Source organism: Pontibacter sp. CAU 1760 (assembly GCF_054482735.1).
This window is the reverse complement of the sequence record NZ_JBTLRL010000008.1, coordinates 183,823-198,325: the sequence shown is the minus strand read 5'-3', so window position 1 is coordinate 198,325 and position 14,503 is coordinate 183,823. Positions and strand designations below refer to the sequence as shown.

General features: G+C 53.4%; 14 protein-coding genes. 7 read left to right on the top strand and 7 right to left on the bottom strand.

Going from position 1 to position 14,503, the window contains the following annotated elements; all coding sequences use genetic code 11:
* Positions 1-63 precede the first annotated feature (63 nt).
* From ACXYMU_RS13240 to ACXYMU_RS13220, 5 genes are all read left to right on the top strand, one after another.
* A complete protein-coding gene (locus tag ACXYMU_RS13240) occupies positions 64-1,347 on the top strand; it encodes a DUF2851 family protein (protein ID WP_458986883.1) in 1,284 nt (427 codons plus the stop codon).
* Positions 1,344-2,633, top strand: coding sequence for a hypothetical protein (locus tag ACXYMU_RS13235; RefSeq protein ID WP_458986882.1), 1,290 nt, complete (start codon positions 1,344-1,346; stop codon positions 2,631-2,633). The genes ACXYMU_RS13240 and ACXYMU_RS13235 overlap by 4 nt, the downstream gene beginning before the upstream one ends.
* A gap of 59 nt (positions 2,634-2,692) precedes the next feature.
* Positions 2,693-3,328 carry a NeuD/PglB/VioB family sugar acetyltransferase gene (locus tag ACXYMU_RS13230; RefSeq protein ID WP_458986881.1) on the top strand — a complete coding sequence of 212 codons (636 nt, stop codon included), beginning with the start codon at positions 2,693-2,695 and terminating at the stop codon, positions 3,326-3,328.
* A 180-nt stretch (positions 3,329-3,508) separates the two neighbouring features.
* Positions 3,509-4,471 carry an oxygen-dependent tRNA uridine(34) hydroxylase TrhO gene (gene trhO, locus ACXYMU_RS13225; protein WP_458986880.1) on the top strand — a complete coding sequence of 321 codons (963 nt, stop codon included), beginning with the start codon at positions 3,509-3,511 and terminating at the stop codon, positions 4,469-4,471.
* A 151-nt stretch (positions 4,472-4,622) separates the two neighbouring features.
* Entirely contained in the window at positions 4,623-5,480 is an 858-nt protein-coding gene (locus ACXYMU_RS13220) for a nucleoside phosphorylase (protein ID WP_458986879.1), read from the top strand.
* Positions 5,481-5,574: 94 nt separating this feature from the next.
* On the opposite strand, the gene ACXYMU_RS13215 is transcribed toward ACXYMU_RS13220, so the two are convergent.
* On the bottom strand, positions 5,575-5,874 hold the full coding sequence (locus tag ACXYMU_RS13215; protein WP_458986878.1) for a hypothetical protein: 300 nt from the start codon (positions 5,872-5,874) through the stop codon (positions 5,575-5,577).
* A gap of 86 nt (positions 5,875-5,960) precedes the next feature.
* Positions 5,961-6,971: an acyl-CoA reductase gene (locus tag ACXYMU_RS13210; RefSeq protein WP_458986877.1), complete on the bottom strand. Its 1,011-nt coding sequence runs from the start codon at positions 6,969-6,971 to the stop codon at positions 5,961-5,963.
* 112 nt (positions 6,972-7,083) lie between these two features.
* Between ACXYMU_RS13210 and ACXYMU_RS13205 the strand changes: the two genes are divergently transcribed.
* Entirely contained in the window at positions 7,084-7,434 is a 351-nt protein-coding gene (locus ACXYMU_RS13205) for a 4Fe-4S dicluster domain-containing protein (RefSeq protein ID WP_458986876.1), read from the top strand.
* A 48-nt stretch (positions 7,435-7,482) separates the two neighbouring features.
* Here the strand turns inward: ACXYMU_RS13205 and ACXYMU_RS13200 are convergent, their stop codons facing one another.
* Positions 7,483-8,094 carry a hypothetical protein gene (locus tag ACXYMU_RS13200; protein WP_458986875.1) on the bottom strand — a complete coding sequence of 204 codons (612 nt, stop codon included), beginning with the start codon at positions 8,092-8,094 and terminating at the stop codon, positions 7,483-7,485.
* A gap of 262 nt (positions 8,095-8,356) precedes the next feature.
* Between ACXYMU_RS13200 and ACXYMU_RS13195 the strand changes: the two genes are divergently transcribed.
* Positions 8,357-10,993 (top strand): valine--tRNA ligase, encoded by a 2,637-nt coding sequence (locus tag ACXYMU_RS13195; RefSeq protein ID WP_458986874.1) that lies wholly within the window; start codon positions 8,357-8,359, stop codon positions 10,991-10,993.
* A 76-nt stretch (positions 10,994-11,069) separates the two neighbouring features.
* On the opposite strand, the gene ACXYMU_RS13190 is transcribed toward ACXYMU_RS13195, so the two are convergent.
* From ACXYMU_RS13190 to ACXYMU_RS13175, 4 genes are all read right to left on the bottom strand, one after another.
* Complete coding sequence (locus ACXYMU_RS13190; protein WP_458986873.1) at positions 11,070-11,666, bottom strand: hypothetical protein; 597 nt, start codon at positions 11,664-11,666, stop codon at positions 11,070-11,072.
* A 47-nt stretch (positions 11,667-11,713) separates the two neighbouring features.
* Entirely contained in the window at positions 11,714-12,412 is a 699-nt protein-coding gene (locus ACXYMU_RS13185; RefSeq protein WP_458986872.1) for an SIMPL domain-containing protein, read from the bottom strand.
* 30 nt (positions 12,413-12,442) lie between these two features.
* Positions 12,443-12,958, bottom strand: coding sequence for a hypothetical protein (locus ACXYMU_RS13180; protein WP_458986871.1), 516 nt, complete (start codon positions 12,956-12,958; stop codon positions 12,443-12,445).
* 161 nt (positions 12,959-13,119) lie between these two features.
* Positions 13,120-14,475 carry a dihydrolipoamide acetyltransferase family protein gene (locus tag ACXYMU_RS13175; protein ID WP_458986870.1) on the bottom strand — a complete coding sequence of 452 codons (1,356 nt, stop codon included), beginning with the start codon at positions 14,473-14,475 and terminating at the stop codon, positions 13,120-13,122.
* Positions 14,476-14,503 lie beyond the last annotated feature (28 nt).

Here is a 14,503-nt window from a genome sequence, read left to right as displayed (position 1 = left end):
GCGTTGCTGTTTTCAGTTGGATTTATTCGATACTTTGACCATCTTGATGTATAATCCGGCAGCATGAAAGAAGACTTCCTGCACTACATCTGGCAGCACCAGTATTTCCAGAAACAAGCATTAACGACCACAGCAGGAGAACCGATACAGGTGCTGCGCACTGGTTTCCTGAACACCCATGCCGGACCGGATTTTGAGGAAGCGCTGCTGAGGATTGGAGATGTCGAGTGGTCGGGGAGCGTGGAAGTGCACCTGCGCGCCTCCGACTGGCACCGCCACCAGCACCAGCATGACCGGAAGTACGACCAGGTAGTGCTGCATGTGGTATGGGAAGCCGACGTGCCCGTGCACCGGATGGATGGCACTTTGGTACCGGTGCTCTCGCTGCAAGGCCGCGTGGACCTGGCGCTGATCCATACCTATGGGCAACTGCAACAATCGCAGCACGCGATTCCGTGTGCCGCTTTCTGGCCTGACGTGCCAGAGGTTACGAAATCGCTGATGCTGGAGCGAGCCTTGGTGGAACGGTTGGAAGCGAAAGGGGAGGAGGTGCTAGCTATCTTTCGGCAGTATGGCAACGACTGGGAGCAGACGGCCTACCATACCCTGCTTCGGGGCTTTGGCTTTAAATCAAACCAGCAGGCATTTGAGCAGTTAGCGGCCGTACTGCCGTGGTCGGTGGTGCGCCGGCACCAGCACAATCCCCTGCAACTAGAGGCCCTGCTATTCGGGCAAGCAGGCTTTCTGGCCGAAACGGGGGATAACTACAGTGCACAACTCCAAAAAGAGTATGGCTTCCTGCGCCACAAATACGCGCTGCAGCCTATGCCCAAACACCTCTGGAAATTCCTGCGCATGCGCCCCGCCAACTTCCCTACCGTCAGGTTGGCGCAACTGGCTGCTTTGCTGCACCAGCAGCAGGCCTTTTTCTCGAAACTCCTCGCTACGGAAAAGGTGAAATCCTATGAGGCTCTCTTCCAAGCATCGGTGTCGGTTTATTGGCAGGGGCACTACCATTTCGGCAAGCAATTGAAGGCACGGCAGCAGGGCATGGGGAAGGGCAGCGTGCACAATTTGATCATCAACGTGGCGGTGCCGTTACTCTCGGCCTATGCCACTTATACCAGTGAGCGGCAATACCTCGAGAAAGCCCTGACGCTGCTGGAGCAACTCAAAGAAGCTTGCAATACCTATACCCGCCTTTACGAGGACTTGGGCTGGGCCATCAGATCAGCCGCCGACAGCCAGGCCACCCTGAGCCTTTACGTGCGCTACTGCAACCCTGTAAATTGTATGCGCTGCGCCATTGGCAATAAAATCATGAAACAAAGTACCTTTGTGGCGTGAGTATCCTGATTTATGTGCTGAATTTCCTGCTGCTCGGGGCGCTGGTGTGGTGGATGCAGCGGCAAACCTGGGCAAAAGCCCTGTACCCTTACTTTTATCCGGCGTTGGGCTTTAAGCTGCTCTGCGGTGTGCTGCTGGGCTTGTTGTATACGCATTATTATGCCGGTGGCGATACCACCAGTTACCACCGGGCATCCTTGACTCTCACCCGCTACGCAAGCACTAACCCCCAGGGGTATGCGCAACTCTTGTTTTTCAATACGTTTGAGAGCGAGGCGTTCCGGGCTACCATCCCTTTCAGCCGGTTCCCCAATTTCAGCAACTCCTTTTACTTCATCAAGCTGTTGAGCGTCCTGAATTTCCTAACCGGGAGTTCCTATTACCTCAACAGCCTCTACCTATCGCTTTTCAGTTTCTGGGGTGCCGCTTCGGTTGCCGCTGCGCTCAAACGGTTTATACCAGACCCGGCAGGCAAAGCAGGCATCGTAGCCTTCCTTTTTATGCCTTCGGTAGTGTTCTGGAGCGCAGGACTGTCAAAAGATACGCTCATGTTTGGCTGCATGTGTCTATTGGTTGCCTTTGCGCTTGCCACTGCGCAGGGTAAAGCGCTCAAAGGGCATCAGGTGCTTTTGGTGGCAGTGGCAGGGTACGTGTTTTTTAAGATCAAGCTGTTCTTCGCCGTGATCATGCTGCCTTTATTGTTGTGGTATGTGTTACTCAAGCGCACCTCGTTGTCGGGTGGATTGTGGGCACAACCGAGGACACATGTAACGATGTATGGGCTGGCGTTTGTAGTGGTATCCCTCGGTTTATACCTGTTCCATGCTTACCTGCCTTTCGAATATGCCTTGTACCTGACATCGGAGAATTACTATGCTATTTTAGCGCGTTCTCTGCATGGGCCGCACGTGCAACTGGAGGGGCTGGAACCCACGGTATCAAGTATGCTGCGCCATTACCCGGAAGCTACCCTCAGCACAATTTACAGGCCTTTTTTTAGTGAGGCCTGGGAACCGCTTTATGTATTAGTGGGGATTGAAAACCTGCTGTTGCTGCTGTTATCGGGTATGTCAGTAGCGGCGTTGTTCAGCGAGGCCAAGCCGAAATTTAGCCTCCATCACGGGCTGTTTTTATTGTTCGTGCTGTTGCTGGGCGGCGTGGTGGGGCTCTCAACACCTAACTTCGGCTCTCTAAGCCGTTACCGAATCGTGTTTCTGCCTTTTTTGGTATACCTGCTGCTGCAGAACCGGAATGCGCAGGCCTGGCTGCAACGTTTAGGGTTGTAACCGCTTCTTTTAAACTCGCCTACAAATTTGTACCTTTGCGCCTTATTTAAGCTGTAGCCATGCAAAACCCAGTAATCATTTTAGGTGCCCAGAATTTGGGTACTGCCGCTTTAGATGCCTTTAACAGCAACAGTGTCATCGTATACTGTTTCCTGGACGATAACAGTAAATTGCAGCAGGAGGAAATCAACAATGTGTCGGTGATGAGCGGCACAGAAGACAGTGAGTTCCTGAAGCTGATCGGGAAGAAGTGCGATGTGTTTGTGGCCGTGGAGGATTCTGTAGCACGCAAAGGCCTCATCAAAATGCTGAAGGACGAGTACAAGGTAGTGCCGGTAAACGCGATCCACAAATTCAGCGCTGTTTCGGAGCACGCGTGGCTGGGCCATGGTAACCTGATTGCCGCCGGCGCTGTGGTGAATAATAATGCCAAAATAGGCAACTACTGCGTGGTGCAGAGCCGGGCTTTGGTAGATGCCAACGTCGAGCTGAAAGACTTTGTGCAGGTAGGGGCAGGGGCCGTCATCAACTCAGAGGTGGTGGTGGAAGAAGGAGCCTTTATCGGTTCAGGTGCTGTGATCGTGTCGGGTGTGAAGATCGGGAAGAATGCCCGCATCGGAGCTGGCTCCGTGGTAGTAGCCGATGTGGCCGCGAAAGCCACAGTGTTCGGAAACCCGGCTGCGCCTATCAAATAAACTTTTCTGCCGGCATCTGCTGTTTCAAAACTGAAATCAAATTGTTAAATGGTTGGACTGTTTAATTGTTAAAAAGGATCAGTAGTTTAACAGTATAGCCATCCAACAATTTAACCATAGCCCTGCAGGGGCAGTCAATTAAACAATCAATTTTAACACTTAGCTGGAATCTAAGCCGTTATGAATAAACCGTATAGCATTTTGCTTTATTACTGCTACGCACCGATAGCAGACCCCGAAGCTTACCGGGAGGAACACCATTTGCTGTGCCTGGAGCTGAACATGCTCGGCCGCATCATCGTCTCGAATGAGGGCCTGAACGGCACTGTATCGGGTTTGAAGGAAGACTGCGAAAAGTACATGGAGGTGATGAAGGCAGATCCGCGCTTCGCCAAGACAGACTTTAAGGTAGATGCTTCGGAGGCGCATGCCTTCACGAAACTGCACGTGCGCACCAAGTCCGAGATTGTGCACTCCGGGTTGCTGCACGTCGATCCGAATGTTCGCACCGGGGTGCATTTGTCGCCGAAGGAGTTTAAGGACATGAAAGACCGCGAGGACGTGGTGGTGCTGGATGTGCGCTCTGACTATGAGCACAGTGTAGGCCGTTTCAAAAACGCCGTGACGCTGGACATCGAGAACTTCCGCGAGTTCCCGGACAAAGTGGGTGAGCTGAAAGAGAAGTACAAGGACAAGAAAATCCTGACGTACTGCACAGGCGGTATCAAGTGCGAGAAAGCCAGCGCTTTCCTGCTGGAACAGGGTTTCGACAATGTGTACCAGTTGCATGGCGGTATCATTAAATATGGCATAGAAGCTGGCGGCGAGGATTTTGAGGGCAAGTGCTATGTGTTCGATAACCGCGTGGCCGTGGACGTGAACCGCGTCAACCCAACCGTGGTGTCGGAGTGCTATGTGTGCCACACCAAGAGCGACCGTATGGTAAACTGCGCAAACCCTGTATGCAACCTGCACGTGCCCATCTGCGAGAGCTGCGGCACCGCACTGGACGGTGCCTGCTCACCGGCTTGCCAGGAGCACCCGGAGAAACGCCCCTACGATGGCACCGGTTACTACCAGAAGGAAATGAACGGGTATAACCCGCTGAAAGGACTAAACCGCCGCAAGGCAGCGAACGCTTAATACCTGTTTTCAGCAATAAATTTTATGAAAAGCGTGCACCCGTCGTGCACGCTTTTTCCTTTTTTATACCTTTGGAGGATAGCAGGCCAGTCACTGACAGGTGTTGATGACCAGCCTAAGAAAGTTTCTCCAGCACCATAAACGCAATAAAATGGCTGTAATACCAGAATCAGAGCTAATTATTAACCCAGACGGATCGATCTACCACCTCAACCTGCTGCCAGAGCATATCTCCGATACAATCCTCACGGTAGGCGACCCCGACCGGGTGCCTATGGTCAGTAAGTATTTCGATGAGATAGAGGTTGCTGTATCAAGGAGAGAGTTTGTTACCCATACCGGTTACTATAAAGGCAAGCGCCTTACGGTTATTTCCACGGGGATGGGCACCGACAACATCGACATCCTGATGAATGAATTGGATGCTTTGGTAAACATCGACCTGAAAACACGGGAGCCGAACCCGGAAAAGATAAAACTTAAGATCATACGTATCGGCACGTCCGGTGCGCTGCAGGCCACCGTTCCGTTGGGCAGCCATTTAGCCTCGCACACCGCTGTCGGCCTGGATTCGCTGATGGAGTTTTACCCGCTTGAGCAGCACGCCAACGAACTGGCCATTGGGCAGGCGCTGCAACAGGCACTGGGGCTTAGCTTTACGCCCTATTGCGTAAACGCCTCCCAGGAACTGATCAAGCAAGTGGCCTATGATATGATTCCGGGAAACACCCTGACCTGCCCAGGGTTTTACGCCCCACAAGGGCGTGTGCTGCGGGCGGGCCTGCGCAACGATAACCTGCTCCGAACATACCATAGCTTTCAGTTGGAGGGGTATAAGTTCACTAACTTCGAGATGGAAACCGCCGGCTACTACAGCCTCGGGCGCTTGCTGGGCCACGAAGTGCTTTCGCTGAACGCGATGGTCGCCAACCGCGTAAACCATACGTTTGCGGATAATGCCAACGAGGTGATCGACGACCTGATTCTGAAGGTGCTGGCACGGGTCTAGTATAAGTCTACTCACTAGAGGCTATAAGAGCGGCAGGCCCTGACAATTGATGTTGCCGGGGCCTGCCGCTTTTTGCTGTGAAGGGTTTTGCTGGTTAAAAAAACTCGACGCCTAGAATGGCCATGATTGGAATGTAACGACCTGCTTTCAGTATCATGAATAAATCGTCCATGGCCCAAACGGTCGTGTCTACTCTTTTCTTCTGCCCATCGGCTGTCTGAAAAGTAATTTCAACTTTTCCCTGGTATGCGTTACCAAGCGAAGTCGCTCTGCTGATGTCCCACTGGCGTTTTTGGCGCGCAGCCAGGTCTTTCAGCACTTCTTCCTGGGCAAATTCAAAAGAAGCTAATTGCTCTTTCTCTACTAACGGGATCGGGTTCTCTGTTGTGATCATATACTTTGTTGAAATGTTGTGGAGTGATTAAACACTTAACTAATATACGAATTTTTTATTAATCTGTATGTTAGGCCATTGAATTATTAAAGTTTGAGTAAAAACTGCATCGTATCCACACCGTCGGCATAATCCCAGACCATCGGGGACTGCGCCTGGCCAAATGCAACGCTTCCCTCTAACCAGCCGTGCGCCGATACCACTACCTGCGTTTTGTCTTTCAGGTCCCGCAGCTTCCCACGTAGGTCTGTCAGCGACGTAAAGGTTTCGTAGAACAGGACCGAGATAGGAGAAACCAAGCCCTGCGCCTCCTGCACAAGCATAAAGCCGTTGTCGAAATGAGGCACGGCGTTTACCAGCAAAATAGACTTGTTATAATCGTAGTTGTTCTGGTACTTGTGGTGGTCGAGCAGGCTTTGGCGGTGCTCGTTGGCTTCGAAGAACTTATCGAACTTATACCCCATCGGCACAAATACCTTTGATACGTTGCGGCAACCCAAGCCATAGTAGCGGAATATATCGTCGCCCAGTGCCCGCAGCTCCTCTGTTTCTTCGTGGCCCGTCAGGACGCCGATGCTGCTGCGGTTTTTGCGGATAATGTGCGGTCGGCTGGCAAAATAATACTCAAAGTACCGGGCTGTGTTGTCAGAGCCTGTCGCAATGATGGCATCCGATTCCTTCAGCAGGTCTACAAACTCCATCTGGTTGGCGAAAGCGGGCTCTATACCCACCAGCATGTCGGCCAGGCGCTTCATCAGGGGCTCGTCGTTGGAGCTGAGTTTGGCCAGCAGGTAATGCCCGCTGATCAAAACCGCCAGAAAATCATGGAAGCCCACCAACGGAATATTTCCGGCCATCACCACGCCAACCTTTTTAGGTGTAACCTGTTTGAGGTGATAGGGGTACAGCCACTCACGCAGATACTGCTCGTCGAGCATCTGGATGATGCCATTCAAGGCACAGGACACGTTTTCTTCGGTAAACCAGGTGTTGCGCGACATGGCACTCTGGGCCCATGCCTGACGGTCTTCCAGGGTTAGGTTTTGAAGTTGCTTTCCGAGCGAAATAAAGGCTTCTATCCTGTTTTCTAATGTCATGGCGAGTGCAAACTTTGAAAATTTATTTGATAGGAATACTTAATGTTCCTAATTTTGTTGTTTAATTGAAATCGATTTACAAAAGTAAAGAAAATATACAGGAGATACGACTATGGCAATAATGATAACCGATGAGTGCATCAACTGCGGTGCATGCGAGCCAGAATGCCCAAACACAGCCATCTACGAAGGTGGTATGGAGTGGACATGGGGCGGCGGTACTGAGCTGAGCGAAGTGGAGATCGATGGCGGGGAAGTAATCCCGGGCGATGCGCCGCAGCAGCCTATTTCAGACGAGTTCTATTACATCGTTTCAGATAAGTGTACGGAGTGTATGGGTTTTCATGAGGAGCCACAGTGCGCCGCGGTTTGCCCGGTAGACTGTTGTGTGGATGACCCTGACTACCGTGAAACTGAAGAGGAATTGTTGGCGAAGAAAGACTGGCTGCACCAAGCCAGCTAATTACTAGCCACAAAAAGCTGAAAAGCCTGCCTCTCGGGGCAGGCTTTTTTATTTCCAGGTCAGGCGTGTTGTTTCGGCCGTTTCCTTCTTGCCGCTGGCATACTGGACGGTAACCTTAAATGTGCGCTCTGCCTCTTCCTGTGGCTTGTTCGAAAGCACCAGGCTTTGGCTGGAGGTGGTAAAAAAGTCATTTCCGCTTATGCCGTTGATGTCGGATATCGCCTGCGCCAGCGGGATGAGTGACTCGTCAGGGCCAAAAAACGCGATGCCCGCTGCATCCAGTGGCTCTCCGGCAGCCACTCCGTTGTAAGGTGCGTTGCTGGTAATGGTGATGGCCGTGATCTTGTCGTGCAGGGCTTTTAAGTCGGGGTACTCATCGCAACTGAGGGCAAGGGCGGTTGGTTGCAGAGAGAACGCCGTCTGCTGCTGCGCCAGCAGGTAATCAAACGAAAGCGACAGCACCAGCGTGTCCTCGGTATAAACCTCTTCTGGCGCAAGGAAGGTATCCGCGTGCACACTATTCCGGGACAGGAAGCCTTCGTGGCGCAGGCTGGCGTGCCTTAGCTGGAGCAGGTAAGGGCCGCTCGGGTTTTCAGGGCAGCATGCGAGGGGTATAAGCCCCGTCAGGAGCAGCAACAGCAGGATTGCTTTCTTTTTCATGGTGGTGCGTCGGTTTACAAAGGCTCAGGGCCCTTGATATGAAGTTAGCTAAATCCTGGATTAAAAACGCAGCAGTAGCAGGATAGATTATCAAAGTTGGCAGCGTATTTTCAGCACCGCAACTGCCTGCTAGAATCCTGGCGGGTTTCGGCAAATAGGCTGTGGCGAGAGGTGCCCGGACAAGATGCGCGGCGCAGTGCGGATTGGTCGCAAAAAATACCTAATTTTACCATCCCAAATTTTTCAGGAAAACCTTTGCACGATGTCAATTTCAACAAAATATAACCCCAAGGAAATAGAGCAGAAGTGGTACGACAGCTGGATGCAGCACGGCTTCTTCCACTCAGAGCCCAACCCGAATAAAGAGCCTTACTCCATCGTGATCCCGCCGCCCAACGTAACGGGCGTGCTGCACATGGGCCACATGCTCAACAACACCATTCAGGACATCCTCATCCGCCGCGCGCGCATGCAGGGCAAGGAGGCTTGCTGGGTGCCCGGCACCGACCACGCCTCCATCGCCACAGAGGCGAAGGTGGTGGCCATGCTGAAAGAGCGCGGCATCAGCAAAAAGGACCTGACGCGTGAGGAGTTCCTGACCTATGCCTGGGAGTGGAAAGAGAAGTATGGCGGCATCATCCTGGAGCAGCTCAAAAAGCTGGGCGCTTCCTGCGACTGGGACCGTACCCGCTTCACAATGGAGGATGACCTGTCGGAGGCCGTGATTAAGGTGTTTGTGGACCTGTACCGCAAGGGCCTGATTTACCGTGGCGTGCGCATGGTGAACTGGGACCCACTTGGGGGAACAGCCCTCTCGGACGAGGAAGTGCTGCCGAAGGAAACGATGGCCAAGATGTACCACCTGCAGTACGAGGTGGTGACAGGCAGCGCCACCACGGAACCGACATATATCACGGTGGCCACCTCGCGCCCGGAAACGATCATGGCGGACGTGGCCGTGGCCGTAAATCCCAACGACAGCCGCTATACCCACCTGCACGGCAAGTCGGTGCGCATCCCGCTGCTGGGCAAGGAGATTCCGGTGATCCTGGACGAATACGTGGCCATTGATTTCGGAACGGGTGCCCTGAAAGTGACGCCGGCCCACGACCTGAACGACTACGAACTGGGCCAGAAGCACAAACTGCCAACCATCGACATCCTCAACAACGACGGTACCCTGAACGAGCAGGCGCAGTTGTATGTGGGCCAGGACCGCTTCGCCGCCCGCCGCAACGTGGTGAAGGACTTGCAGGAGGCCGGCTTGCTGGTGAAGATAGAGGAGTATGCCAGCGTGCTGCAAACCTCCGAGCGCACAGGCGCCGTGATCGAGCCGCGCCTCTCGATGCAGTGGTTCTGCAAGATGGACAGCATGGCTAAGCCTGCCTTGGATGCGGTAATGAACGATGAGATCCGCCTGCACCCACCGAAGTTCAAGAACATGTACCGCTCCTGGATGGAGGGCATCCGCGACTGGTGTATCTCACGCCAGCTGTGGTGGGGCCAACGCATCCCGGCCTTTTACCTGCCGGACGGCTCTTTTGTGGTAGCCGCCACGCCGGAAGAGGCGCTGGAGCAGGCCTGCAGCCAGTCCGGCAACGCAAACCTGCAGCTCACTGACCTGCGCCAGGACGAGGACGTGCTGGATACCTGGTTCTCTTCGTGGCTGTGGCCAATCTCTGTGTTCGACGGCTTTAAAGACCCGGACAATAAAGATATTCTATACTATTACCCGACCAACGACCTGGTGACGGCTCCAGAGATTCTCTTCTTCTGGGTGGCGCGCATGATCATGGCGGGGTATGAGTTCCGCAAGGAGATGCCGTTCAAAAACGTGTACCTGACGGGTATTGTGCGTGATGCGCAGGGTCGCAAAATGTCGAAGTCGCTGGGCAACTCCCCGGACCCGCTCGACCTGATCGAGCAGTTTGGTGCCGACGGCGTGCGTGCCGGTATGCTGTTCAGCTCCCCGGCCGGAAACGACCTGCTCTACGATGAGAAGCTGGTAGAGCAGGGCCGTAACTTCACGAACAAGATCTGGAACGCCTTCCGCCTGATAAAGGGATGGGAAGTGGACGAGAGCCTGCCGTCCCCGAACGAAACGGCCATCAAGTGGTTTGCGTCGCGCTTTAACGAGGCTTTCGTGCAGATCGAGGACCATTTCAGCAAGTTCCGCATCTCAGATGCCCTGCTGGCCGTGTATAAACTGGTATGGGATGACTTCTGCTCGAACTACCTCGAGATGATCAAGCCAGCCTACCAGCAGCCAATCGACCGCAAAACGATTGACGCCACCGTTGAGCTGTTGGAGAACGTGCTAAAAGTGCTGCACCCGTTCATGCCGTTCATCACAGAGGAGATCTGGCATGACCTGAAGGAGCGCAAAAAGAAAGAATACCTCATTGTGTCAGCATGGCCGAAGAAGGACAAGTTCGACAAGCAGATCATCGCCAGGATGGACAATGTACTGCAGGTGGTGGGCGCCGTGCGCAACATACGCAACTCCAAGAACATCCCGAACAACAAGCAGCTGGACCTGTACATGAAAGTGGCAGACAAGTCTGCGTATGACAACTTCGAGGCGATTCTGCGCAAGCTGGCTAACCTGAACGAGGTACAGTTTGTGGAAGAGGGTATGGACGGTGCGATCAGCTTTATTGTGGGTGGCGATGAGTTCTTTATCCCAATGGAGGGCAACATTGACGTGGCTGCCGAGCGCGAGCGCCTTTCCAAGGAGCTGGAGTACACCAAAGGCTTCCTGGCATCGGTAGATAAAAAGCTGAGCAACGAGCGCTTTGTAAGCGGTGCGCCGGAAGCAGTGATCAACGCCGAGCGCAAGAAAAAAGCAGATGCAGAAGCAAAGATCAGCGCCTTAGAGCAAAACCTGGCCGCTTTGTAACAGCTAATAATCCATCAAAAAAGGCTGCGGCTGCCCTCAATCGAGGGCAGCCGCAGCCTTTTTTGATGGATTATTATTAAAGTTGCTGTGCTTTCAGAAGAGCCTGTGCTACTTCCTTTTCATATACTGGCAGCACATCAGCCAAGCCTTCTTTGGCAGGCGAGTAGTTGATGACTACTTCTTTTTCCCCTAGTTTATACCCCAACAAGCCTTGGGTAGCCTCAGTCAGGTAATGCAGCTTGGTGGCATCGTCTGCTGTGGCAACAGTATAGCTCCGGAAAGTGAAGTCGTTGACGAGGCGCTGCTGGGTGGGGCGGCGGTTGTCGAGGTAGCGCTGCGTCACGACCGTGTCCAGGTGTAGCTGGCTTTCCACCTGGTATACCTTCCGAATGTCTCCTTCCGGCAACTGCCATACTGTTACGGTATGGTTCCCGGAGGTATAGTGTTGAGTTTTGGCTCCAGACAGATCGAGGTTGGCTACCAGCTGAAACAGCGCCAAATCGCTGGCTACGGTTTGCACAGAGGGTGTCGGGGTGCTGTTGTCGCTGATGAAGTATCCCCCGTTTTGCGTTAGGCGGGTATAATCCTGTTGCAGGTCCTGCGGCAGGTGCCATGTTGGGCTAAAAGCCAGCAGGTAGGAGAGGAGAAGCGGGAGCAAAAGGGATAGGTGCATTATTTGGCCGAGGTTTGCCCATTATTACTCAAATGCTGTGCCGAATGTTATTTTAGTTCAAACACCACTTTCACCGTGGTCCTCAGCGGAATGGTTTGCTGAAATTCCGTAAGGGACTGCCCGCTGTTACTTGCTACTACCATTTCGGCCAAAGCTACATGATTGTAGTTCTCCAATAAAGGGTCTGTATCTTCTGTGTCAGCTATCTTTACGATCCGCTTAATTTTTCTGTCGGCGGCAGCGGCCAGCACAGCCGCTTTTTCTTTGGCCACTGCCACGGCTTTCTCCATCACCTCTTGCTTCTTCAGTTCCAGCTCCGTGGAGGCGAAGCTGCTGCTAAAACCCGTAAACCCTTCTTTTATCAGTAGGGCTTGTATCGCTGCGTACTGGTTGACGGATTGAACAGTGAACACTGCGGTTTGTCTCCCCATCAGATACCAATTCTGTGTTCTGTAGTCTTGCTGCTTGCCAACAGAAAACAACGAGTAGGAGATATCTGCGGCTGGTATTTGTAGCTCCTTCAGCAGCTTCACCAGTTTGGCCTCCTGTTCTTGGTGCTGTTGGTACACTTTGTCCACGCTGGTAGAGTCAGTTGACTCCAGCACGACCATGAATTTTACCTGGTTTGCAGGCACCATCACTGTGGCTTGCCCTAGCACCACAATCCGGTTTTCAGGAGACGTGCTTTGTGCTGCCGCAGCAAAGCTTAGGCAAAAGAGCAGCAGCAGGGATACGATTGATTTCATAGGTTTTTCTAGTAACGGGGGTAGCAAAAGCTATAAGCGCGAGTTGTCCACCACAGTCCAGGTGATGCGGCCGTTGCTGACGCTGTACTTCAGGAGCATGTAGCCGCCTGTGTGGCCGTCTTCGTAGTAGGCCATGGCGTAGCGGTCGTTCAGGATGCGGCTGTCCTGTATGGCCATCGAGCCACCCAGCGTGCCTTCAGCCGGTATCAGGCGCTTCTGATTGCGGTTCAGGTCGTTCATCAGGTCTGTCTCGGGGTTGCGCAAGCCTTTTTGCTGCAGGCGCTGGATGTCAGATTCGCTCAAGGAGCCCAGCTCATCCACGAAGGCGGCACCGCCCGGCGGCACCAGTCCCATGGTGTCAGGGGCTAAAACCATATCCTCCAGCGAGTCCACAGCCATGTCTTTCTGGTCGAGCTCCTGGTCAATCTCAGCTACCTCGTTGTCGGCGATTGCCAGGCGGCCTTCGGCCTCGGTAGCCTGGACATAAAAATAAACAGCCAGGAAAAGGAAAATGCCGGCCAGTATCCAGGGGAGAAGTTTTTTCATCTTTTTAAATGCTTTTTGTTAGACTATTAGAGTAGTGAAGATATAGAATTATGGCGCTAATCAGGTTGTGGCAGCCTAAATTTTCTGGGGAGGTATAAAAAGGCATCGCCTGCCCTTTTACCGGGGCAGGCGATGCAGCAATTTGGATATGCCTAACAGACTTAGATGGCCTGGTCCACATCGAAGTTCTCGAGGTAATCCGCCACACGGCGCACGAACATGCCCCCTAATGAGCCATCCACCACGCGGTGGTCGTAGGAGTGCGACAGGAACATGAAGTGGCGGATACCGATCAGGTCGCCCTGCGGCGTCTCGATCACGGCAGGCTTCTTCGTGATGGCGCCCACCGCCATGATCGCCACCTGCGGCTGCATGATGATCGGCGTGCCCATCACGTTGCCGAAAGAGCCCACGTTGGATACGGTATACGTACCGCCAGCCAGGTCATCCGGCGTCAGCTTATTCATGCGGCCACGGTTAGCCAGGTCGTTCACCTTCTTGGTCAGCCCATTCAGGTTCAGCTGGTCAGCGTTCTTGATGTTCGGCACAATGAGGTTGCCGCTAGGCAGCGCCACAGCCATACCGATGTTGATGTCTTTGTGGCGGATGATCTGGTTGCCGTTCACCGATACGTTGATCATCGGGAAATCCTTGATCGCTTTCGCTATCGCATCGATGAAGAGCGGGGTGAAGGTCAGGTTCTCGCCCTCACGCTTCTTATATTCGTTTTTCCACTTGTTGCGCCAGTTCACGAGGTTGGTCACGTCGGCCTCCACAAAAGAGGTCACGTGCGGCGAGGTGCGCTTGCTTTCCACCATGCGGTCGGCAATCATCTTGCGCATGCGGTCCATCTCGATAATTTCGGAGCTACCGTTAACAGAAGCCGACGGTTTCACCGAGGCTGCCTGCGGCTGTGCCGCCGGGGCTGCTGCGGGTTGCTGTGCTGCTGGGGTATAATTGTTGTTGATGTGCTGCGCAGTTTCTGCTTGCTGTGGTGCGCCTGTGCGGCTAGCCACATAAGTCATCATGTCTTTTTTGGATACGCGGCCCTCGCTGCCAGTGCCAGGCACCAGTTCCAATTCCTGCATCGAGATGCCTTCTTCACGGGCGATGTTCAATACCAGTGGCGAATAGAAACGGCCTGTGGCAGGCTTATCAAGTTTGGCTATAGCGCTTTCAGTGGCTACAGCGGCAGGGGCGGTGCTGCTGTCCTGTGGGGCAGTTGCTTGTGGCTGTGATGCGGCGGCAGGGGCGTCAGTTGTGTCAGTGTCTTCGCCGTCCGTAGAGATGATCGCGATGGGAGCACCCACGGCTACCACGTCTCCTTCCTGCACCAGAATCTCCTTTAAAGTACCTCCCTGCAAGGCCGGTACTTCCGTGTCCACCTTGTCTGTGGCTACTTCCAGCACCGACTCGTCCTGCTCGATGGTGTCACCCACACTTTTAAGCCATTTCAGAACGGTACCTTCCATGATACTTTCGCCCATTTTGGGCATCACCATTTCTACAAGTGCCATATATGTTATCTGTGTTAGTCGTTGTTAG